Raw genomic sequence first — 21,085 nt, forward strand, 5'->3', positions numbered from 1 at the left:
GTAAGATAGTAATTAATTACTATCTTTGGGGTAACCGCTGATGCCGCGCTCGACCAACCTCTCAGCTCCGGAACGACGCAGGGTGACCGTCGAGACCGTCATCGATCTGGCGGCCGAACAAAACCCTGCGGACATTACGACCGGAGCGATCGCGCAGCGCATGGGTGTGACACAAGGCGCCTTGTTCAGGCACTTCCCATCGAAGGACGCCATTCTTCAGGCGGTTATGGAGTGGGTAGCGGAGCGCCTTCTGGCGCGCATCGACAAGGCCACGTCCGCGACGTCCTCTCCGATTGACGCACTGGAAGCGGCATTCTTCGCGCATATCGAGTTCATCATGGAACATCCCGGTGTGCCCAGGATGCTGTTCGGCGAACTGCAGCGCGCGGAGCAGACCCTTGCCAAGCGAATGGCGCATACTTTGATCCAACGCTACGGCGAGCGTCTCGGGCGGCTCATCGCGGACGGCAAGGAGCAGGGTGAATTCGCCGACACGCTGGATGACAAGGCCGCCGTAGCGCTCTTCATCGGGGCGATCCAGGGTCTTGTCATGCAATCCCTGCTAGTTGGCGATGTTGCGCAGATACGTGCAATCGCCCCAGGTGTTTTTGCGTTGTATCGGCGCGCTGTCGAGGTGCCGAGATGATCGATCGGCATTCCTCGGCGACGAAATCTCCCGTTCGCTCGATCAAGACGTCGTCAGCGAGGCGCGTCACCCCCATCGCAGATCATTCAATGACGCAGATTTGCCTGGAGGCAGGTCGATGAAACTGCCTTCATTGCAGCGCCGCACACTGTTGCTCATTGGCGTTGGAGCTGTGACCGCGGCCTTGTTTGGCTATGTGGTCCTGCGCTCCGGCCCTCTCGCGCCGGTGTCCGTTACGACTGCCGTCGTCGAGGCCCGTTCGATTTCACCGGCGTTGTTCGGCATTGGCACTGTCGAAGCGCGTTTCTCCTACAAGATCGGCCCCACCAGCGCGGGACGTATCGGCAGGATTCTTGTTGATGTGGGTGATCAGGTTCGATCCGGCCAGACCCTGGCCGAAATGGACCCGGTAGACCTTGATGCCCGCATCGCGGCACTTGAAGCGGCGATCGGCCGAGCGGAAGCGTCGATCAAAGTCGCCGAAGCGCAGGTGGTCGATACCAGGACGCGCAAGGATTACGCACTTGCTCAGGCGAAGCGGTATGAAGAACTCTGGAAGACCCGCGCCGTGAGTGAGGTCGCAGTCGAAACGAAGCGGCAAGAGAGCGAGGTGGCGCAGGCCGCTCTCTCGGCCGCTCAGTCCAATCTTCTCGCTTCGCAGCAGGATCTCCATCGTAACCGCGCCGACCGTGACGGTCTGGTCAAGCAGCGGGAGAACCTGGTTCTGCTTGCGCCGGTAGACGGTGTCGTTTCCGCAAGAAAAGCAGAACCGGGAACGACCGTGGTCGCAGGCCAATCGGTCGTGGAAATGATTGATCCAAAAAATCTCTGGATCAATGCCAGGTTCGATCAGATTGCCGCCACGGGCTTGCGGCAGGATTTGCCCGCCACGATCGCGCTGCGCTCACGCGCCGGCGAGGGATTACCGGGAAGCGTTGCGCGGGTGGAAGTCCTTGCGGATGCGGTGACGGAAGAAAATCTTGCAAAGGTGAACTTCGACACGCTTCCCGTGCCGCTGCCCTCAATTGGCGAGTTGGCCGAAGTATCGGTCGCCCTGCCCGAGATCGCCGCCTCGCCGACCATTCCGAATGCCGCGGTCCAGAACCTCGGCGGCAAGTTGGGTGTCTGGAAGATCGAAGGTGGGAAGATCCGGTTTACGGTTGTCCAACTGGGGGCTGCCGACCTGGAAGGAACCGTGCAGATCACGAAGGGTCTGAAAATTGGCGACGAGATTGTCGTCTACAGCGCCTCGAAATTGCTCAGCACGAGCCGCATTCGTGTCGCTGACAATCCGGCGGAGCTCCTCAAATGATCAGTCTTGCCGGACGCGACATTTTGCATTCCTGGGGGAAGTTTGTCTTCACGGGTGTCGGTCTGGGTCTGCTGATCGGTGTGACCTTCACCATGGCAGGCGTCTATCGGGGGATGGTCGATGACGGCAAGGTGCTGCTCGACAATAGTGGCGCCGATATGTGGGTTGTCCAGCAGAACACGCTCGGTCCATACGCCGAGTCCTCGAGCATCAACGATGACATTTACCGCATGATCCTGGCGATCCCCGGTGTCGAGCGAGCCGCCAACGTGACTTATCTTACAATGCAGGTCCGCAAAGGAACCTCCGACGTGCGATCCATGGTGGTGGGCGTTGCGCCAGGGGACATGGCGACACCTGGCCGACCGCCCTTCCTTGTCGCCGGGCGGCACATCACGCGCAGCCACTACGAGGCGGTTGCCGATGTCGCCACTGGTTTTTCTCTGGGAGACAGGATCGTTGTCCGAAGGAACCATTTTACCGTTGTGGGTTTGACGCGACGGACGGTGTCGTCGGGCGGCGACCCGATGGTCTTCATCCCGCTGAAGGACGCGCAGGAAGCGCAATTCCTCAAGGACAACGACTCCATTGTCCGTCAGCGCCGGCGCACTAGCGAGAATCCCGAGTTCAATCGGCCGGGCGTTCCCGGCTTGCTGGACGCCATCATCGCCTCGCAAAACAGCAACCCTTATGTAAACGCCGTTCTGGTGCGCACCAAACCGGGATACGACCAGGACCGGATCGCGACAGACATCGCGAGGTGGAAGCGACTGACGGTCTACACCCGCCCGCAGATGGAGGAGATTCTGGTCGGTAAGCTGATCGCCACCTCGGCCAAGCAGATCGGCATGTTCCTCGCGATCCTGGCCGTTGTCAGCGCAGCGATCGTCGCCTTCATCATCTACACACTGACAATGGACAAGATACGCGAGATCGCTGTGCTGAAGCTGATCGGTACCCGCAATCGCACGATCGCATCCATGATCCTGCAGCAGGCAATCGTGCTCGGGCTGATCGGCTTCGTCGTTGGCAAGATCACGGCGACCTTTGCAGCGCCGTTGTTTCCGAAATTCGTCCTTCTTCTTTCCGCCGATACGATCATCGGCGTTATCGTTGTCATCGGCATATGCGCGCTCGCCAGCATCGTCGCGATCCGGATGGCGTTGAAGGTCGACCCCGCCGAGGCGATCGGTGGCTGAGATGGGCGGCGGGATACTGATCGAGAAAATCCGCAAGCGATATGGCAGCGGCTCCACCGCCGTCGATGCCCTCAAAGACGTCAATATGCGGGTCGCGCCCGGCGAGGTCGTCGGTTTGATTGGACCGTCGGGTTCTGGGAAGAGTACCTTACTCAAAGCTCTGGGGGCGGTCATCGACCCGAGCGGTGGGCGGATGACCCTTGGTGACGAGCTGATCTATGACGATGGATGGAAGATCCGCGATCTGCGTGCGTTGAGGCGCGACAAGATCGGTTTTGTCTTCCAGGCGCCTTACCTCATTCCCTTTTTGGACGTGACCGACAATGTCGCCCTGCTTCCCATGCTTGCCGGCATCCCAAATCATGAATCACGCCAACGCGCGCGAGAGCTTCTAAAAGCACTCGATGTCGAGCACCGAGCCGATGCGATGCCATCGCAGCTCTCCGGCGGCGAGCAACAGCGCGTTGCCATCGCGCGCGGATTGGTCAACCGGCCGCCTGTCATTCTTGCCGACGAGCCGACCGCCCCGCTCGACAGTGTGCGCGCGTTGACCGTGATCCGGATCCTCAACGACATGGCCGTGAAATTCGGAACGGCGATCATCGTCGTCACGCACGACGAAAAGATCATCCCCACCTTCAGGCGCATCTACCACATCCGCGACGGGGTCACCCACGAAGAAGCAGGCGAAGGGCGCGGCTTCGAAACGGGCCCGTGAGAACGATTATCTTTCCGCTGCAACGATGGCGGTGTTTGCTGACCGGAAGCTGACGGCAATTTCTGCCGATCTTCAGTAGCCCGTCAGTCCCTCTGTGCATGATTTCCTCCATCGACAACACAGCCCAGGAGAAGAAATCATGAGAAAGACATTGGCAGTGCTTGCATTGCTCGCGGTGTTTCCGGCAACGGCTGCGTTTGCTGGAGAGGCGTGCGACGTTCCGCCTCAGAAGAGGCAATCCTTCGAAGCTCTCGGGAAGCTTGCGGGCGACTTCGGATGGACCATCGACAAGATGAAGATCGACGATGGCTGCTACGAACTTCGGGTCACTGACACCAGCGGGAACGTCCTCAAGGTGAAGATCGATCCCGCAACGCTCGAGGTCGTCGATGGCAGCGTCAAGCGCTTCGGCGATGGCAGTACCATCGGTACGTCGCCGGAGACGGAATTGGACTAGCGATGGTTGCCTTGCGAGTAGGCTTAGCCTCGAAGCTGTCTATCTGTGGGTGACACCGGGTCGTCCGGCGGGCGAGCGATCTTGGTCTTGATCGCAGACCTGCCGGGATCCGGTGATCGCCCAATGGCCGTAGACCGTGTGGTTGGCGAGTGAGGTTCCAAAGGCCGGTTGTATCTTGAATTAGTCCTTTAGTTAGAATAATTCTAAACTGAACATTTTTCTGCGTTTTCCTTCCATCACGGAATGAGGTTGCGTCGACGCAGCATCATCCCGCTGCACACACAATCACTGCTCGGAGCACCATTCATGCGCGCCCTTCACAAGGAAAATCATCTCATCGAACGGATAGGCTGGCTTCGGGCGGCTGTACTGGGTGCCAATGACGGGTTGATCTCGACGTCGAGCCTGATCGTCGGTGTCGCCGCGGCGACCAACGCCTCGCATGAGATCCTTGTTGCCGGTGTTGCCGGTCTGGTGGCCGGGGCGATGTCGATGGCGGCGGGCGAATATGTGTCGGTCAGTTCGCAGGCCGATACCGAGGAAGCCGACATGGCGCGGGAACGGCACGAGCTGGCGACGCAGCCGGAGGCCGAGTTGGCCGAACTCGCGGCAATCTACGAGCAGCGCGGCGTGGCCCCAGAGCTGGCCCGGCAGGTCGCCGAACAGATGATGGCGAAGGATGCCTTCGAAGCCCATGCGCGGGATGAACTCGGATTGGCGAGCCATGTGATGGCAAGACCGGTTCAAGCTGCGCTGACCTCGGCGGTCACGTTTGCGGCGGGTGCGGCTTTGCCGTTGATCGTCGCCCTGCTTGCGCCGGCCGGAACGGCTGCATGGACCGTGTCCCTTGCTTGCCTCATCGGTCTTGCCATCCTCGGCGCAATCGGGGCACGGGCGGGCGGCGCCAGCATCTGGAAACCGACTATCCGGGTGGTGTTCTGGGGCGCTGTCGCGATGGCCTCGACCGCATTGATCGGCTCCGTGATCGGCCGGGCGGTGTGACGATGAAACGTCTGTCGCTCGATTTCCAGACCGTCATGTCGGCAATTGCGGTCCTCGGGATGATGCTGGCCGTCGCCGGGACCTGGCCGCCGGCGGAAGGCCTTTCCATTCTAAGATCTCCCGGTCTGGCGATGGTCTATTTGGCCGGAGGGCTTCCCGCCACCTGGAGCGCCCTGACGGCGTTGTGGCGCGATCATATCCTCGACATCGATCTTCTGATGGTCGTCGCGGCCGTGGCGGCGGCGATCGTCGGGGCGCCGTTCGAAGGCGCGGTGTTGCTGACGTTGTTCAGCGTGTCGACCACGCTTGAGCACCAGGCATTGGGACGCGCGCGCAGGGCTGTTGAGGCGCTCATGGCGCTCCGGCCGGAGACGGCTTTCCGCAAAGGAGAGGACGGGACCACGGTGGAGGTTCCTGCTGCGGAGCTTGCCGTCGGCGATGTGGTGGTGCTGCGTCCGGGCGCACGCGTGCCGACCGACGGTGTGATCCTGCATGGCCGTGGCGGAATCGACGAAGCCAATATCACCGGTGAGTCGATGCCGGTCTCCAAGGAACCGGGCGAGCAGGTTTTCGAGGCGACCGTCAATCTTGACGGGGTCCTTGACGTGACCGTCACCAGGACGGTCGGCGACAGCACGATCGCGCGCATGATCCAGCTCGTCACCGAGGCGCAGGAAGCGAAGGCGCCGTCCGAGCGCTTCAGCGCGTGGTTCGGCCAGCGTTATACGGTCGGTGTCCTGCTGGGCTCCGCTCTGGCCCTTGCGGTCTTCTATTGGCTTGGCCGCGACTGGGAACAGGCCCTCTACAAGGCCGCGACACTCCTGGTCGCCGCCAGTCCCTGCGCGATCGTCATCTCAGTCCCGGCAGCGATCCTGTCGGCGCTCTCCGCCGCGGCGCGAGGCGGCGTGCTGTTCAAGGGGGGCGGTGCGCTCGAAACGCTCGCCGCTGTCGATACCTTCGCGTTCGACAAGACCGGGACCCTGACCAATGGACGTGCAGAGGTCACGCGCATTGTCGCCCTGGATGGTGAGGATCGCCGTTTCCTTTCGCTCCTTGCCGGGCTGGAAGCGCATTCCGAGCATCACATCGCTGCCGCCATCCGTCGTGAGGCCCTGGTTCATGGCGTTGAGCCGGTGGCGGTCGTGGACGTTACGTCGCATCCGAGCGCCGGCATCGTCGGCTACGATTCCTTCGGCCCGATATGGGCCGGCAACGCTCACCTCGTCGAGGACATGGGCGCCTCCGTCGATGATCCGGCGTTCCGTGAACTCGCCGACAGTTCTCAGACCGTGGTCTATCTTGGGCGCGGTGCGACCGTTCTGGGGGCGGTCAGTGTTGCGGACGAAGCAAGAGCCAGCTCAGCCCCGGCGCTGGCCGCGCTTCGCGCCGGTGGCGTCAACCGCATCGTGATGATGACCGGCGACCGCAGGCCGGTGGCCTTGCGCATCGGTACGGAACTTGGCCTTGCGCCCGGCGAGGTTCATGCCGAGATGCTGCCGCAGGACAAGGTGCTCCAGGTCGGCGACCTCGCGCGTGATGGCAAGGTCGCTTTCGTCGGCGATGGCGTCAACGATGCCGCCGCATTGGCTCGCGCCGACGTCGGCATCGCCATGGGCGCGGCGGGGTCGGACGTCGCACTGCAGGCCGCCGACGTCGCCCTGCTGTCGGAAGACATGAAGAAGCTGGCCGATGCGCACCGGCTTGCACGGCGGACGGCCGTCATCATCCGACAGAATCTCGTCCTCGCGATCGGCGCCATGCTGGTACTTGTGACCGGCGGCCTGTTCTTCGACCTGCCGCTTCCGCTCGCGGTGATCGGACACGAAGGCGGCACCGTTCTGGTCGTGCTGAATGGCCTACGCCTCCTGTCGGACCGAATCCGCGCCACCGACGGCTATCTCCACCATTCTCGTCAATATGAGTTCCAGGATCAAACGGGCAGCACGTCCGGATCGCGGGCGACCTCGCCCACCACACCATGATTGGACCCAGTGCTGATTGGGCGGCAGCCGGACCTTCCCTGTCCTAAAAACCGCAAAGGGACACCGATGCTGACTTTGACATCGCTCGGCGCGCCACCGCATCCTTATCGACTGCGGGCTGTTCCAGGGGCTCAAGAACCTGCGCGAGCTTAACTGGGAGAAGCTTCCGGTTCAGCCTGCGGCGATCGGCGCGGTCATCCTGACGCAGGCCCATCTCGACCGTTCCGGATAGTCGCCGGCATCGGATAACACATGCCTCGTCTCACTTGCGCCAGATCAAGAACGTTCCTTTGCCAATGGTGTATCAGGGGGGAAATGAAGGATCGGATCGTGGTCAAGGCACAAGAACTACCCTCAAGTTTCCACCACGTGCGGTTGGTTCTCGCTCGCGGCAAAGACCATCCGGAGGGAGATCGGGAAGAAGGCTATGATCTTCTGGTTCCGCTCAACCACGAAGGATTCCTTGATCCGCTGGAATGGAAGAAATCTCGCGACGCCTGTCGCGTCCGATATTTTCGGGACGGTAAGACGGCCCGCATCGGGCTGTTGCGGCGCAAGCCCGGCGGGCAGTGGTATTTCGATTACGAGCCGGGTGATCGGGACGACGAGATCGGTTTCCGCCTGGGCGAGGAGTGCTTCCGTCTTGGCGAATACATCTCGGTCGGGCGGGAAGGCGCGTTTGTCACCTATCAGGTCGCGCGCGTCGAAAAGCCCTGACGCCGGGGCGAAATTGCAGAAAAGGAGAAAGAACCTTGTCGAATACACCTCACACTCTTGGCGACGAATTCCCAGACCAGATGGACGCCATTCATGCCCTGAAGGCGAAAAGCCCGGAGTTTGCGCATGTTTTGACGGAATATGACGCGGTGAACGACAAGATTCATCGGTCCGAGACACGTCTCGACGCCATTTCCGAAGCAGCCGAGGCCGATCTGCGCCGCCAGCGGCTGATGTTAAAAGACAAGATCGTGGCATCGCTCCGCAACGCGTGAGGGGACTGCGAGGCCGCGTTTTGCTGCCCCGCTTGCATTACCCGATTTCGGGGAGATCAGCGACACCACTCTCCCCGAAACCATCGCTTACAGCCGACCAGACCGACCCATCAAGGCCCGAGTGTGGCCGCATGCCCGGCCGCAATCTCCCCCTCAATTCACGAACGGCCAAGATACAGAGACGCTGCCATGCCGGCCGCAAGGCCGAGCACGCTAAGGGCGCTGACGGGCCCGCCGATCCTTGAGCCTCCGACCCATGCCGCCATCACGGCTTTGACAAGTGTATTCATGGCCACGGCGATCAGGATCGCATCTGCCGCAAGACCGGGCTCGATCGAATGCGACGCCAGGCGGGCCATGGAGATCGAAATCGCATCCACATCGGCGATGCCCGAAGCGGCGGCGGTCACCAGAACGCCCGCATTCCCGAACGACTGCTGAAGCAGATGCGACACCACCATGACCACGGTGATGAGTGTCCCCATTTTCAGGGCAGGCGCCAATTCCAGCGGGTTGGTGATCGTAAGTTCCGGCTGTTCGGAGGAGCCGCGACTTTGTAGCAGCAGGAGCCCGGCGCCGATGGCGAGCACGCCACCGCCGATGAGCAATGGCCATTTGAGATGCGGAAGCAAGCTTGGGTTCAAGGCCGTCGCCACGACTGCAACGCGGATGATCATGGTCAAGCCGGAAAGAAGCACGCCACAGGAAAGCAGCGTGCTGGACTCGGGGTGCCGGCGGGCAAGCCTTGCCAGCGTCAAGGTCGTCGCTGTCGAAGAGGCGAGCCCGCCCGCGATCGCCGTCATCAGGACGCCAAGCCGGTCCCCGAACACGCGGACGGCGACGTAGCCGGCGAAGGAGACCGCGGCGATCAGGATGGTCAGCAACCAGATCTCATATGGATTGACGGTGCCCCAGGGATCGACCGGCCTGTTCGGCAGGATCGGCAGCATGAGAAAGGTCATTGCCAGAAGCGTCAGGCCCGACCGGATCTCATTCCAGCTCAGCGACGCGACCCAACGATGCAACGGCTCGCGCAGGGCAAGCAGCACAGCCGTGGCAACAGCCCCGGCGATGGCGGCTGCAAGGTCGCCGACGACGGCAAGCGTTCCCAGCAGGAACGTGGCTATGCCGGCGACGACGGATGTCGCGCTGTAATTTCGCTCGGCCCGCGCTTCGAGCCAGTGGTAGGAGGCGAATGCCGCGGTGAACCCGAGGAAAACAAGACCGATCACGAGGCCAGAGTCGAACTGCCGGGCCAGGGCGCCGGTAATGCCGCCGGTGAGACCGGTCAGCGCGAACGTTCGTAGACCTGCCGCGCGCAGATGGTCTTCCTCGTTGCGGGTACGCCATCCACGCTCCAGGCCGATCAGCAGACCGATCGAAAGCGATACCGCAAGGCGGCTGAGCAGGGCGTCAGTGTCCATGGTCTCCCGAGTTGCCTTTCAGCATCTGGCGTCGATGTCGATGATCATTTGTCTATGAAGAACCTTGCCTCAAACCCGTCAATCCTGCCGCTTGCGGGAGATTGGAGTTCTATCCGTCCATTTGTTCCGGCAGCAATGGTCCGGGCGATGGCGAGCCCCAGGCCGGCCCCCCGCACCAGAGCCTGACCGCGCTCGAAGGGCTCGCTCAGCCGCGCAAGCACTGCGGAAGGCACGACCGGGCCGGCGTTCGTGACGCGCAGACAGCCGTCTGCCGACAAGGTGACGGCGACCGGTTCGTCCCGCACGCCATGCTTGAGGGCGTTTTCGATCAGGTTCCGGGCCAGGATGGCGAAGGCGTCGGCGTCGATGCTTGCGAATACCGGCGCGTCTGGCAGTGTCAGGTCGATGCGCCCTGCAGTCTCGGCCTGCCCGTCGAATTCGCTCACAACCATCCGCAGGATGGCGCCGATCTCGACCGGCGCCTCGGCGAGAAGGCGTCCGCCCTCGGCTCTCGCCAGTTGCATGAGTTTCTCGGTGAGGCGGGAAAGGCGCCGCAAGGCGGTCTGCATATCCTCGGCGCGCTCGCGCGTGGCGTCGTCCGGCGCTTGCGCGATCATGCGCTGCGCCTGCGCCAGTGCAGCAGCCACCGGTGTCCGCAGCTCATGGGCCGATTTGGCCGCCAGGCTGCGCTCGGCCTGCAAGGTACGCGTCAATCGGTCCAGGAGGTGGTTGACCGCTTTGGCGACGGGGCCGATCTCCGAGGGCAGGTCCTCCGCGTCGATGGGTGTCAGATCACCGCCGCCGCGCGCCTCGATCTGCGAGCGGAAGGTCCGAACCGGGGTCATGGACAGCCGGACAATGACCCAGATGCCGATCAAGCCGAGCGGGACAATGACGGCCAGCGGCAGGCTCAGCCCGAGCAACAGTCGCCCGGCGGTCATCCGGCGATGCGACAGGGGCTCCGCGATGGTGATGGTCAGATTCTGCTGGAGGGTCGCGTCGGAGTAGAGGCGGTGCGTCGGCGTCGTGGCAAAGCCCATTCCGGAAAACGGCGGGAATGCCGCGAGATCGGCGCTGTGCGATCGCAGCAGAACCTTGCCCGCGGCATCGCGCACGACATAGGTGAAATACTCGTCGTGCTGGCGGAGCGTGGCAACGCGCTGTTCGGTGTCGTCGGCATCGCGGCCGATGATCTCGATCGCCGCAAGCGGCAGGATGCGTTGCGCCGTCTCTTCGAGGGCGCTGTCGAACACCTCGTCCATTTCGTGGCGCAGCATCTGCGCGGTCACGACCGCGGCAAGTGCCCATAACACCGTTAGCCCTAGCCCCAGCCATAGCGAGAGCCGCCATTGCAGGCTCCTGGGCCGCTTCATCTTGCCGTTCCAAGACGATACCCGATGCCCCGCACCGTATCGATCGCGCCGTGGCCGAGCTTCTTGCGCAGTCTGCTGACGTGAACCTCGATCGTATTGCTCTCGACCTCTGCGCCGAATGCATAGAGCCGATCTTCGAGCTGCGCCTTGGTCATCGCGATGCCGGGCCGCTGCAGAAATGCTTCGAACAGCGCCCATTCGCGACCGGTAAGCTCAACAGGGCGCGCGCCGTGCATCACGGTCCGGGCGGCGAGATCGATGCGCAGGTCGCCGATCTCGATGAGAGGATTCGGGTTGCCGCTGTATCGCCGCGCCACCGCATTCAGCCGCGAGGAGAGTTCCGACAGATCGAACGGCTTGATCATGTAGTCGTCGGCGCCGGCATCGAGGCCCGCGATGCGGTCGGAGATCTGGTCGAGCGCCGTCAGGATGATGACCGGCGTCACGCTGCCCTCGGCTCGAAGCTTTTTGAGAAAGGCGATGCCCAATCCGTCCGGGAGCATCAGATCGAGCAGGATGAGATCGTATGCCGCGCTTTGGAGATGTTCGCGCGCCGCATCGAGCCGTGTCACCCAGTCCACCGAGTGGAGGGCGGCAACCTGCTCGCGCACGGCCTTTCCGAGGATAGCATCGTCTTCGATCAGTAGAACTCTCATCCCAGGGTCACCCGTCTCGCCATCCTCCTGCCTAGCGTCCGATGCTGTCGGTTTGCTGAAGACCGCCCCATCGCTGCTTCAGGCGTTCGTCAGGAGAGCGTGCCATGGTTCCCCCCGAAAGCGCGTTGATCAGGAACAATGAAACGATGAAACATTTGCTGGCCGCGATCCTCGTTCTGGCGTTTTCCGGTCCCGGTATCGCCAAGGCTGACGACGACGATTGCCATGTCTCGATGGATCGATGGAAGCCGCGGGAAGCGGTCGAAACAATGGCCGCCAGTCAAGGCTGGACCGTTGCCAGGATCAAGATCGATGACGGCTGTTACGAAATCCGGGGAACCGACCGGAATGGCCTGGCTTTCAAGGCCAAGGTCGATCCGGAAACCCTCGAAATCGTCAAGTTCCGGCACAGGGATCGCGATGACGACCGTCACGGATCGAGGCGTCAGCGGCCGCCAGCCTCGCAGAACGACACCGTAGGCGGAACATCCTCCAACACCCTGCTCGGGACGACCGTGCGGCCCAAGACCACCATCAAGTAGCAATCCCATCTCGCTATCGCTCAAGCGCTGCGACCGTCGCAAGGAGATCCCGCCATGCCTCATGATCCGGCCCGTTATTCCAGAAGCATGATCGTCATCCACTGGCTGACAGCCCTGCTGATCCTCGGGGCCTGGCTGACCTCGACGGGAGGCCGTCATATGGCCGAAAACCCGCCCTTGCTGCATTTCTCGTTCGGGTTGGCCGTGCTCGTCCTGGTGCTTCCGCGCTTGATCCTGCGCCTTGCGGGCGGAACCCCGGACGCGCCGCAGTCCAATGGCCGTCTCGCCCTTGCCGTCAAAGCCGGACATGTGCTGTTGTATCTGTTCCTCATTGCCCTGCCGTTGAGCGGTTGGTACGCGGCGTCGCGCCTCGGTGTTCCCGTTTCTTTCTTCGGCTTCCAGCTTCCGGCGATCACCGAGCGGGTGCAGGGCGCACCGGGCCTGATCGCGGACATTCATGAGAATGCCGGCACGATCATCCTCTACCTTGCCGGACTGCATGCCGCGATGGCGGTCTGGCACCAGTACGTCCTGCGCGACGGGACGTTGCAGCGGATGTCTCCGCGCTAACGCAGCGGCAGCCAGCCACGCGCCTGAGCGGAGCGTGGCTGGCTGCCGTCTTGTTCAGTCCCCGGAGTTTTCGCGGCTGGCCTGCCGACAGGCCGGCCGCTCCTGCATCTGCTGCGGACCTGACCGTGTCCGATGTTTCCTGACGAAGTGCTGACGGAAAATCCCGATGACCGTCAGGCAGCTCTCAGGCGGCTTCGCCACAGTGACGAGGACGGGTCGGCGCTCTGCGACGACCCGGACACCGTTTCCTCGCAAAAGGCAAGCCGACATGAAATCGCTTCTCGCAGCTCTCGCCATGACAACCGCCCTCACGTTCCCCGGCCTCGCCATGGCCCGGCCGGTGACATTGACCACAACGCTGACCAACTATGGCGGCGACGGCGCCTATCTCGCGCTCTATGTCACCGATCCCCAGGGCAAATATGCCGGCACGCTCTGGGTCGCTGGCGGCAAGTCCAAATATTACGAGCATCTATCGGGCTGGTATCGCGCCACTGGCGGCCGCGCTGGCATCGACGGCATTACCGGCGCCAGCGTCGGTGCGGGGCGCACGCTGGAGATCTCGCTCGACCTTGCCGATGCGCTTTTCGACGCAGGTTACACGCTGCATGTCGACGCAGCCGTGGAGGACATGCGTGACAGCCCCAACGAGGTCGCCGTTCCCCTGACCACTGCGGGCGCAAAGGCGTCTGTTCGCGGTCGACGCTACGTTTCGACCGTTGCCTACTCCTTCTAGGCGGTGGACGACATGATCCGTGCCATCCATCGCTGGCCAGGCCTTCTGGCCGCTCTTTTTCTACTGGTCTTGAGCCTTAGCGGTGCAGCACTCTCGCTGTTTCCCGCCGCCGAACGGTTGTCCGCCCCGCAGGCCGAGGCAGGGCTTTCCGTCGGGACGCTGGCCGGACGTATCCTCGCCATCCACCCTCAAATAGAACAGATACGTCGCGCGCCCTCCGGTAAGATCACCGCCTACTGGTTCGAGGATGGGGCACCTCAGGCCGCCATCATCGATCCCGCAACAGGGCTGGGTGTCGCCTCCAGCGATCCGAATGCCGTCGAGCAGTGGCTTACCGGTCTGCACCGGTCGCTCTTTCTCGGTGACGGCGGGCGTATCGCAGCGGCAATGGGCGCTGCCGCCATGCTGGTCCTGGCTGTGTCCGGCACCATGCTCGTTGCCCGCAGGGCTGGCGGCTGGCGGCGATGGTTCGCGCCGATACGCGGGCCGCTCGCCGGAAGATTGCATGTCGAGATCGCGCGCGTCGCCGTCGCAGGCCTCGTCTTGTCCTCGGCCACTGCATTGTGGATGACGGCGTCGATATTCGATCTCCTTCCCGACGTCGCCATATCTCCCGTCGCCCACATTGAGGCGAGCGGCCGGACCGGCATGGCCGCATCGCATATCGACCTGCTGAAACGGACACCGGTCACCGAACTGCGCAGCCTGGCGTTTCCCGATCCGGCCGATGCGACGGATGTCTTCACGCTCAAGACCGATCGCGGCACGGGCTATCTGGATCAGGGCACCGGCGTGCTGCTGGCCTGGAGCGACCTGACCCGATGGCAGCGTCTCTCGGAGACCATCTATATGCTGCATACCGGCCACGGCGCGGCCGCCTTGGGCCTCGTGCTCGGCATGATGGCGCTCGGCGTGCCGGCGATGGCGGGCACCGGCCTCATCCTGTGGCTGGCGGGGCGGCGCGGGCGGCCACGGATTCACGGCAATGTAACGGCTGGACGTGCGGAAACGATCCTGCTTGTCGGCAGTGAGAGCGGCAGCACATGGAGCTTCGCTGCGACACTGCACGCCGCGCTGACGAAGCTCGGGCAGGCGGTTCACACCGCGCCGATGTCGTCATTCGATCCTGAGCGCTACCGGCATGCCCGGCGCATTGTCATCCTTGCGGCAACCTATGGCGATGGCGATGCGCCCGCTTCGGCGCGGGGGTTTCTCGATCGCCTGCAAACCCTGCCGGTAGAGCCAACCATTCCGATCGCCGTGCTCGGCTTCGGTGACCGCAGCTTCCCGGCCTACTGCGCCTTTGCCCAGGTCGTTGCGAGGGCCGCCGAGGCGCGAGGGGGGAGCACGCTCATCCCATACGAAACCGTCGACCGGCAGTCGCCGCAGGATTTTGCCCGTTGGGGACGATCGCTGGGTGAGGCGATGGGGATCGGGCTGGAGCTTGTCCATCGGCCAGCCTTGCCGGCGGCCTCCCCACTGACCCTCGTTTCGCGGCGCGAATACGGCGCGGAGGTGCAAGCTCCGACAGTGATCCTGCAGTTCGCGCTGCCCAAAGTCCCGTTCTGGCATCGGTTGGCCGGGCGTGGCTTCGGCCGGTTTTCGGCAGGCGATCTTCTCGGCGTGCTGCCCGAGGGCTCGTCCGTTCCCCGGTTCTACTCGCTGGCTTCGGGACGGCGCGATGGCTTCATCGAGATCGTCGTGAAGAAGCATCCGGCGGGGCTCTGTTCCGGGCAGCTCTTCAATCTGGAGCCAGGATGTGCCGTTCGCGCATTCATCCGAACCAATCCCGGCTTCCATGCCGGCAGGAGCAGGATACCGCTGATCCTGATCGGAGCTGGAACAGGGATAGGGCCGCTGGCGGGCTTCGTGCGCGCCAATGCGCGTCGCCGTCCGATCCACCTGTTCTTCGGAATGCGTCATCCTGCCAGTGATTTCCTCTACAAGGACGAACTGACGCGCTGGCATCGCGAAGGGCGCCTTCACCGGCTCGTCGGGGCCTGCTCGCGCGGGCGGATGCCGCGCTATGTCCAGCACGCTCTTCTTGAGGAAGCCGCCCAGATCGCGGCCATGATCCGCGGCGGCGCGCGCATCATGGTCTGTGGTGGGCGGGATATGGCCGTCGGCGTTTCGGCGGCGCTTGCCGAGATTCTCGCGCCGGTAGGGTTGACGCCGGCCCTGCTCAAGGCGGAGGGACGCTATGTCGAAGACGTCTACTGATCCGATGAGGCACGCGCTCAACGGACCGACCATGGGAACGCGCTGGTCCGCGCTGTTCTACACGGAGGCAGGGTTCGATCCGGAGGCGGTTCGGCACGCTCTTCAGGCGGAAATGGACGAGGTGGACGCGCAGATGTCCACCTGGAAGCCCGACAGCGCTCTGATGAGGTTGAACGCCGGTCCCGTCGGCGACTGGATCGATGTGCCGGCGCGTCTGGCAGACGTTCTGCATCTTGCGCTCGAAATCGGCCGTGCGTCGGGCGGAGCTTTCGATATCGGCGTGGGCGATGCGGTCGTTGCCTGGGGTTTTGGCCCGCAAGCGGCCGACCGGGCCCTGATCCGGAAGGCACTCGCGACATCGCGCCAACCCGCCCATGTGGCGCTCGAGCTCGATCCTGTTCGCGCGGCGGTGCGCAAGCGCGCGCCGATCACGATCGACCTCAACGGCATTGCCAAGGGATATGGCGTCGACCGGCTGGTCGCGATCCTCGGGCGCTTCGGCATAACTTCCGGCCTCGTGGGAATTGACGGCGAGATGAGGGCGCTCGGTCTGCGCCCCGATGGTGAACCGTGGAACATTGCCGTAGAAGGTCCCGACGCGGCCCGTCGAGCGCCGCACTCCGTCCTCGCCTTGCAGGAGGCTGCGGTCGCCACCTCTGGCGATTACCGGCATTGGACTGTCGTGAACGGTCGCCGTCTCTCGCACACCATGAATCCGCGCCGCGGTGCGCCGCTACTGTCGTCGCCCGCTTCGGTCACGGTCGTCGCGCGAACCTGCGCTGAAGCCGATGCCTGGGCGACCGCGTTGACGGTTCTCGGTCCGACGTCCGGGACCGAGCTTGCCCAGCACCTTGGCCTAGACGTGCTGTTTCTTCTGCGAGACGCCTCGGGCGGAGTCCGGCCGATAGCGACAGGACCTCTTTTTTCGGCAGGCCGGGAGACCTGTCGAAGGGTTCCTGAGGTTTATGGGCAAAGTTTGAAGCAATCGCACAATTCGGACTGACAGGACCGGAAAATGGCCGTGCCTCCTGGTGGTGGCTGGACTTTGGCCAGCTATTCTTGTCAATCGACGTTGTAACGGGACCCCGTATCGGCTTCCAAATTCCATTCAACCCAAGATTTCATATCGCGACAGTTGATGTGGAGAATGCGCCAGAACGTGAGAGGCGCGGATTTGCACGCTTAACCTTTTGAAATTTATCAAGTTTAATTTCTGATCTCTCTGCTGTTTATTTCATCACAGGTTGCTTAATGTAGGAATTTCTTAACCGCCGTAGCTCCTACGACTTTACTCAGGCCATGAAGTCGGCCCGGATCATAGCAACCCACAATTGGTGGGACCGATAGGTTGGAAGATTGCGGGTTTAGGCAAATGCTGATACGCTGGGGTACCGTAAGGACATGCTTGCCATGCTCATGGCGGGGCGCGCCGCCCAGCAGATCGTGGTCGGCAAGGTGTCCGCCGGGTCCGCTGGTTCGGACGAAAGCGGTCTCGCCAGGGCAACGAAGATGGCGCTCGCCATGGAGCGTTCCCTCGGCTTCGGTGCGATTCAGCCGCTGCTCTACCGCGATGACAAGGACCCGACCGCCGTGCTCGACGGTAATCCCGATCTCGCAGCCCGCATCCATGCGGGATTGGAAAGGGCATTTGCGAGGGCGGTCGAAATCATCAGTGAGAACCGCGACAAGCTCGACGCGCTCACCACGGCGCTGTTCGATGCGCAGGCTTTGGATGGCGAGGCGGTGAAGGGGCTGCTCAAATACGGTGATCGTGGGCCAGAATAACAGTAGATTCGGATTTGAATTGTGTTCTTGGGATAGTCGACGGTTGCTATGGCGATGTGTCGGTGCTGGCCGGTATCCGGCTGGAGTAGAGGTATATTTGCGCCTTTATTATGGTCCTTCAGTCTAAAGTTGTGACACTTCAAAGCCGACAGTCTGCTCAATTTGCAAGTGCGCGCCGTCCGGCAGAGCGGGCAGCATTTCTCCATCTGCATTACCGGAGATATCTGATGCTTAGCAGGAGTAGAGGCATCGCCAAAGCGCAGAAGGATAATCCCCCGAGGTGCTGGTATCCAAGAACGCCAAATACGCCACCGAGTGCGAAGAAGACAATCGTGACGAGGTGGAGTTTCAAGCGCAGCACGATGGCCAGCCTGTCGGAGCTGGAATTGTTTCCCAGAAGCATGGCGATGCCCACCCCGATATCGGTTGCTACACCCGAAACGTGGGTCGTTCTTACGCGACTGCCGGAAATCCGCGTCGATGCCGCATTCTGCAATCCCATGGTCAGGCTCAACAGGCCCACCACCAGCACACCATTCGGGGAGCGTGCGCTCAGGGTGATGAAAAGCCCGACAAGCATCAGAAGCGCGGCTTCGACGATCAATGTGAGGGCGTAGATGTTACGACGTAGCTGCCGCTTGCCGACTTCGATGAGACACGAGGCGATGAAGGCACCAAGGATGAACATCACGACGATCGTCAGGAATCCCAGTGCCAGGTCGGACCGGGAGACTGCGAGGAAATCGGAGGCCATCGAGACATTGCCGGTCATGTTGGCTGAGAAATAGCGGTAGCCAAGGTAACCGGCACTGTTCACGCCGCCTGCGACGAACGCCAGAATTGAAGCCAGCATCAGGTCTGTTGCCGGAGTCCTCTTGTCGCCTTCTTGGATGAGCATTTCGATTTTACATTGCTATGGATGCGGTGGGGAACGAACCGCGTGTCGTTTCTGTAGGGCAGGATGCAACGCCGAAGCGCGAGAGTCGATGGGGGGCGTCCATCTGCGTGACGGTTTGCATCATGTATGAGCGAACAGAAGCTCGGCTTCCAGCCCGCTATCGGCCTTTCTGTTCCGCAGCATAAAACCGATGCGATAGACATCGACGATTTCACGAACGATGGAGAGACCGAGGCCAGAGCCGGGGGATGCCATGTCAAGACGCCAGCCGCGGCGGGTGAGATTGCCGAGTTCTTGCTCCGGCACGCCCGGACCGTCGTCCGAGATCGTCAGACGCAGGCCGTCTTCGTTGCGCTTCCAGCGCACGCGAATTTCGGCCGTCGCCCATTTGACGGCATTTTCGAGCAGGTTGCCGATGAGTTCGCGAAAGTCGGCTGGGTCCATGGGCACGGTCTCGGTGTTTGGGCCGTCGATCTCGAACCGCAGCCGCTCGCCGGAAGGGGAGCGCTTGAGGATGCGCACAAGTTCGCCGACGATCATGGCTACGTCGGCGTCCGAACGGCGCAGGTCCGCGCTGGCGGCGATGCGGGCAAGCGCCAGTTCCCGTTCCACATGATTACGCATGACGGACGCCAGGTGCTCCAGTTCGTCCGCCATGGCCGCCTCACCCTTGTCGCGCAGAGTGAGGACATCGTTCGAGAGCACCGTCAGCGGCGTGCGCAGGCCGTGGGCGAGGTCGGCCGCGCGCTTCCTCGCCTTGCCCATCATCGCTTCCTGCGTATCCAGAAGCGCATTGACTGCCGCCACGGTGCTCTGGAATTCACTGGGATAGGCGCCGGTCAACTGGTTGGCACGCCGCTCGCGGATGCGCACGATCCCTTCGTTCAGCGCCGCCAGCGGCCGCAGCCCGAGGGTGAGCTGCAGGATCGACGCGACGACGAGGAAGACGCCGAGCCCGGCGACGGCCGGCAGGATGTCGCGGATGAAGGCGGCTCTGGCCTCCTCCAGCGTTTGCGCGTCGATGGCGACCGCGATGCGCAGCGCGCGTTTCCCCTCCGGTGCAGCGACCTGCACGAGCCGCTCGAGGACGATCAATGAACTTCCGGCCGGGCCGGGCAGCAGGTAGCGATGAACCGCGCCCTCGGCGTGCCTGTCCATGGGCAGGGCAAGGGCCGTGTCGAACAGCGACAGCGAGCGGACGGTCTGCCCCCGCGCATCGTCGACGATCTGCCAGTAAAGCCCGCCATAGGGCGTGGCGAAGCGCTGGTCGAGCGGGCTTTCCGGGCGCTGGAGCGTGCCGTCGGCGGCAAAGGACAGCGCGCCGGCCAGCGTGTTGATATGGCTGGTCAGCTCCGCATCGATGCGGTTGCGGATGTTGCTGGAGAAGAGCGAGACCAGCAAGGTGACGGTCAGTGTCAGCGCGAGGCTCACGGTCAACGCGGAAATCAGCAGGAGGCGGCTGCGAATGGAGGTTGGCCATCTCATGCGGCGGCGATCCGGTAGCCGTAGCCGCGGCGCGTCTCGATGAAAGCCTTGCCCAGCTTGCGCCGCAGCCGGCCGATCAGCACCTCCACCGAATTGCTGTCGCGGTCGAAATCCTGGGCGTAGAGCTGCTCGGTCAGTTCCTGCTGGCTGACATGGCGCTCGCGGTTCTGGAGCAGATGGTGCAGGCAGCGATATTCGAGCGGCGTCAGGTCGACCGGCCGGTCCCCAAGCGTCACCGATTTGACGCGCGGGTCCAGGTGTAGGCCGCCGGCGCTGAGGACGGGGCTCGGCTCGCCGGCATAGCGGCGCAGGATAGCGCGCAGGCGGGCGAGGACTTCCGCGATCTGGAAGGGCTTGGCGAGATAGTCGTCCGCCCCGGCATCGATGCCTTCCACGCGCTCTTCCCAATTGCCGCGCGCCGTCAGGATGAGGACGGGGAAGCGGCGCCCGTCCTTGCGCCAGCGTTTCAGGATCGTCATGCCATCCATGGAGGGGAGGCCGAGATCGAGGATGGCGGCGGCGAAATCCTCGCTGTCGCCGCGATACCAGCCGTCTTCGCCGTCGCGGGCATGGTCCACGACATAGCCCGCCCGCTCCAGATGGGCGATGAGATCGCGGGCGATCAGCCGGTCGTCTTCAACGAGCAGGATGCGCATCATTCGTTCTCGACTTCGAGGATCGTGCCGCTCGCTGCGTCGATCTCTATTTCGACGAGCTGCCCTTCGGGCGACAGAACCTTGAATTTGTAGAGGAAGATCCCGTGCTTCCGGCGTGGTTCCACGCGGACGATATCGCCCCGGAAACGCCGGCTGACGATGTCGCGCAACTCGGAAAACGGTTTGATCGCGCCCTTCTCGACCGCCTCCTGAACGGCGTCGAGGGTGCGTCCGTCCGCGTCGTCCCCCTCATCGTCTGCATGAGCGATTGCGCCGGCCGAAAGGAGCCCGGCAAGGGAAAGGGTGATGACGGACATGAAGAGCACACGCATGTTCGAAGCCTAGCACGGCGAGGCTGAAATTTTGCTGACATTTCCCGTCAGCCATCGCTCAGCCACGGCTGCCTATGGTGCGTCCAGCGTCGGGGCAGGG

At 62.9% G+C, this 21,085-nt stretch carries 22 protein-coding genes; 15 read left to right on the top strand and 7 right to left on the bottom strand.

Annotated features, from left to right (window positions below; translation table 11 throughout):
- The first annotated feature begins 40 nt into the window (after nucleotides 1–40).
- The 9 genes from AABQ55_RS33000 (at nucleotide 41) to AABQ55_RS33040 (ending at nucleotide 8,308) form a co-directional block, all read left to right on the top strand.
- A complete protein-coding gene (locus AABQ55_RS33000) occupies nucleotides 41–646 on the top strand; it encodes a TetR/AcrR family transcriptional regulator (RefSeq protein ID WP_023513026.1) in 606 nt (201 codons plus the stop codon).
- A gap of 118 nt (nucleotides 647–764) precedes the next feature.
- Nucleotides 765–1,958, top strand: a complete 1,194-nt coding sequence (locus tag AABQ55_RS33005) for an efflux RND transporter periplasmic adaptor subunit (RefSeq protein WP_023513025.1) — start codon at nucleotides 765–767, stop codon at nucleotides 1,956–1,958.
- Nucleotides 1,955–3,157: an ABC transporter permease gene (locus AABQ55_RS33010; RefSeq protein ID WP_272809016.1), complete on the top strand. Its 1,203-nt coding sequence runs from the start codon at nucleotides 1,955–1,957 to the stop codon at nucleotides 3,155–3,157. The genes AABQ55_RS33005 and AABQ55_RS33010 overlap by 4 nt, the downstream gene beginning before the upstream one ends.
- A gap of 1 nt (nucleotide 3,158) precedes the next feature.
- Nucleotides 3,159–3,875, top strand: a complete 717-nt coding sequence (locus tag AABQ55_RS33015; RefSeq protein WP_024271190.1) for an ABC transporter ATP-binding protein — start codon at nucleotides 3,159–3,161, stop codon at nucleotides 3,873–3,875.
- Nucleotides 3,876–4,014: 139 nt separating this feature from the next.
- Complete coding sequence (locus AABQ55_RS33020; RefSeq protein WP_272809017.1) at nucleotides 4,015–4,332, top strand: PepSY domain-containing protein; 318 nt, start codon at nucleotides 4,015–4,017, stop codon at nucleotides 4,330–4,332.
- A gap of 306 nt (nucleotides 4,333–4,638) precedes the next feature.
- Nucleotides 4,639–5,334, top strand: coding sequence for a VIT1/CCC1 transporter family protein (locus AABQ55_RS33025; protein WP_023513021.1), 696 nt, complete (start codon nucleotides 4,639–4,641; stop codon nucleotides 5,332–5,334).
- Nucleotides 5,335–5,336: 2 nt separating this feature from the next.
- The gene (locus AABQ55_RS33030) at nucleotides 5,337–7,316 is read left to right on the top strand and encodes a heavy metal translocating P-type ATPase (protein WP_023513020.1); all 1,980 of its coding nucleotides are present in this window, start codon (nucleotides 5,337–5,339) and stop codon (nucleotides 7,314–7,316) included.
- 315 nt (nucleotides 7,317–7,631) lie between these two features.
- The gene (locus AABQ55_RS33035) at nucleotides 7,632–8,033 is read left to right on the top strand and encodes a hypothetical protein (protein ID WP_023513019.1); all 402 of its coding nucleotides are present in this window, start codon (nucleotides 7,632–7,634) and stop codon (nucleotides 8,031–8,033) included.
- 35 nt (nucleotides 8,034–8,068) lie between these two features.
- Nucleotides 8,069–8,308 carry a YdcH family protein gene (locus tag AABQ55_RS33040; RefSeq protein WP_023513018.1) on the top strand — a complete coding sequence of 80 codons (240 nt, stop codon included), beginning with the start codon at nucleotides 8,069–8,071 and terminating at the stop codon, nucleotides 8,306–8,308.
- A 158-nt stretch (nucleotides 8,309–8,466) separates the two neighbouring features.
- Here AABQ55_RS33040 and AABQ55_RS33045 read toward each other — a convergent pair whose 3' ends face one another.
- Genes AABQ55_RS33045 through AABQ55_RS33055 form a run of 3 tightly spaced genes read right to left on the bottom strand, consistent with a single transcriptional unit; the run spans nucleotide 8,467 to nucleotide 11,761 of the window.
- Nucleotides 8,467–9,732 carry an MgtC/SapB family protein gene (locus tag AABQ55_RS33045; RefSeq protein WP_023513017.1) on the bottom strand — a complete coding sequence of 422 codons (1,266 nt, stop codon included), beginning with the start codon at nucleotides 9,730–9,732 and terminating at the stop codon, nucleotides 8,467–8,469.
- 44 nt (nucleotides 9,733–9,776) lie between these two features.
- Entirely contained in the window at nucleotides 9,777–11,105 is a 1,329-nt protein-coding gene (locus AABQ55_RS33050; RefSeq protein WP_035219798.1) for an ATP-binding protein, read from the bottom strand.
- Nucleotides 11,102–11,761, bottom strand: a complete 660-nt coding sequence (locus tag AABQ55_RS33055) for a response regulator transcription factor (protein ID WP_024271189.1) — start codon at nucleotides 11,759–11,761, stop codon at nucleotides 11,102–11,104. The genes AABQ55_RS33050 and AABQ55_RS33055 overlap by 4 nt, the downstream gene beginning before the upstream one ends.
- 104 nt (nucleotides 11,762–11,865) lie before the next feature.
- Between AABQ55_RS33055 and AABQ55_RS33060 the strand changes: the two genes are divergently transcribed.
- The 6 genes from AABQ55_RS33060 (at nucleotide 11,866) to AABQ55_RS33085 (ending at nucleotide 17,614) form a co-directional block, all read left to right on the top strand.
- Nucleotides 11,866–12,303: a PepSY domain-containing protein gene (locus tag AABQ55_RS33060; RefSeq protein ID WP_023513014.1), complete on the top strand. Its 438-nt coding sequence runs from the start codon at nucleotides 11,866–11,868 to the stop codon at nucleotides 12,301–12,303.
- Nucleotides 12,304–12,357: 54 nt separating this feature from the next.
- The gene (locus AABQ55_RS33065) at nucleotides 12,358–12,873 is read left to right on the top strand and encodes a cytochrome b (RefSeq protein ID WP_023513013.1); all 516 of its coding nucleotides are present in this window, start codon (nucleotides 12,358–12,360) and stop codon (nucleotides 12,871–12,873) included.
- A gap of 268 nt (nucleotides 12,874–13,141) precedes the next feature.
- Nucleotides 13,142–13,609, top strand: coding sequence for a DUF2271 domain-containing protein (locus AABQ55_RS33070; RefSeq protein ID WP_272809018.1), 468 nt, complete (start codon nucleotides 13,142–13,144; stop codon nucleotides 13,607–13,609).
- Nucleotides 13,610–13,621: 12 nt separating this feature from the next.
- A complete protein-coding gene (locus AABQ55_RS33075; protein ID WP_133037113.1) occupies nucleotides 13,622–15,829 on the top strand; it encodes a PepSY domain-containing protein in 2,208 nt (735 codons plus the stop codon).
- Nucleotides 15,810–16,832 carry an FAD:protein FMN transferase gene (locus tag AABQ55_RS33080; protein ID WP_133037114.1) on the top strand — a complete coding sequence of 341 codons (1,023 nt, stop codon included), beginning with the start codon at nucleotides 15,810–15,812 and terminating at the stop codon, nucleotides 16,830–16,832. Before AABQ55_RS33075 ends, AABQ55_RS33080 begins: the two co-directional genes overlap by 20 nt.
- 398 nt (nucleotides 16,833–17,230) lie before the next feature.
- Nucleotides 17,231–17,614 carry a hypothetical protein gene (locus AABQ55_RS33085; RefSeq protein WP_051795987.1) on the top strand — a complete coding sequence of 128 codons (384 nt, stop codon included), beginning with the start codon at nucleotides 17,231–17,233 and terminating at the stop codon, nucleotides 17,612–17,614.
- 211 nt (nucleotides 17,615–17,825) lie between these two features.
- Here the strand turns inward: AABQ55_RS33085 and AABQ55_RS33090 are convergent, their stop codons facing one another.
- The 4 genes from AABQ55_RS33090 to AABQ55_RS33105 form a co-directional block, all read right to left on the bottom strand.
- Nucleotides 17,826–18,512: a YoaK family protein gene (locus AABQ55_RS33090; protein WP_035219792.1), complete on the bottom strand. Its 687-nt coding sequence runs from the start codon at nucleotides 18,510–18,512 to the stop codon at nucleotides 17,826–17,828.
- Between the two features lie 120 nt (nucleotides 18,513–18,632).
- Nucleotides 18,633–19,997, bottom strand: coding sequence for a sensor histidine kinase (locus AABQ55_RS33095; RefSeq protein ID WP_035219791.1), 1,365 nt, complete (start codon nucleotides 19,995–19,997; stop codon nucleotides 18,633–18,635).
- A complete protein-coding gene (locus AABQ55_RS33100) occupies nucleotides 19,994–20,653 on the bottom strand; it encodes a response regulator transcription factor (protein WP_117371557.1) in 660 nt (219 codons plus the stop codon). The genes AABQ55_RS33095 and AABQ55_RS33100 overlap by 4 nt, the downstream gene beginning before the upstream one ends.
- Nucleotides 20,653–20,985 carry a PepSY domain-containing protein gene (locus AABQ55_RS33105; RefSeq protein ID WP_035219790.1) on the bottom strand — a complete coding sequence of 111 codons (333 nt, stop codon included), beginning with the start codon at nucleotides 20,983–20,985 and terminating at the stop codon, nucleotides 20,653–20,655. The genes AABQ55_RS33100 and AABQ55_RS33105 overlap by 1 nt, the downstream gene beginning before the upstream one ends.
- Nucleotides 20,986–21,085: the final 100 nt, after the last annotated feature.

Source organism: Shinella sp. WSD5-1 (genome assembly GCF_963942435.1).
Taxonomy (GTDB): domain Bacteria; phylum Pseudomonadota; class Alphaproteobacteria; order Rhizobiales; family Rhizobiaceae; genus Shinella; species Shinella yambaruensis.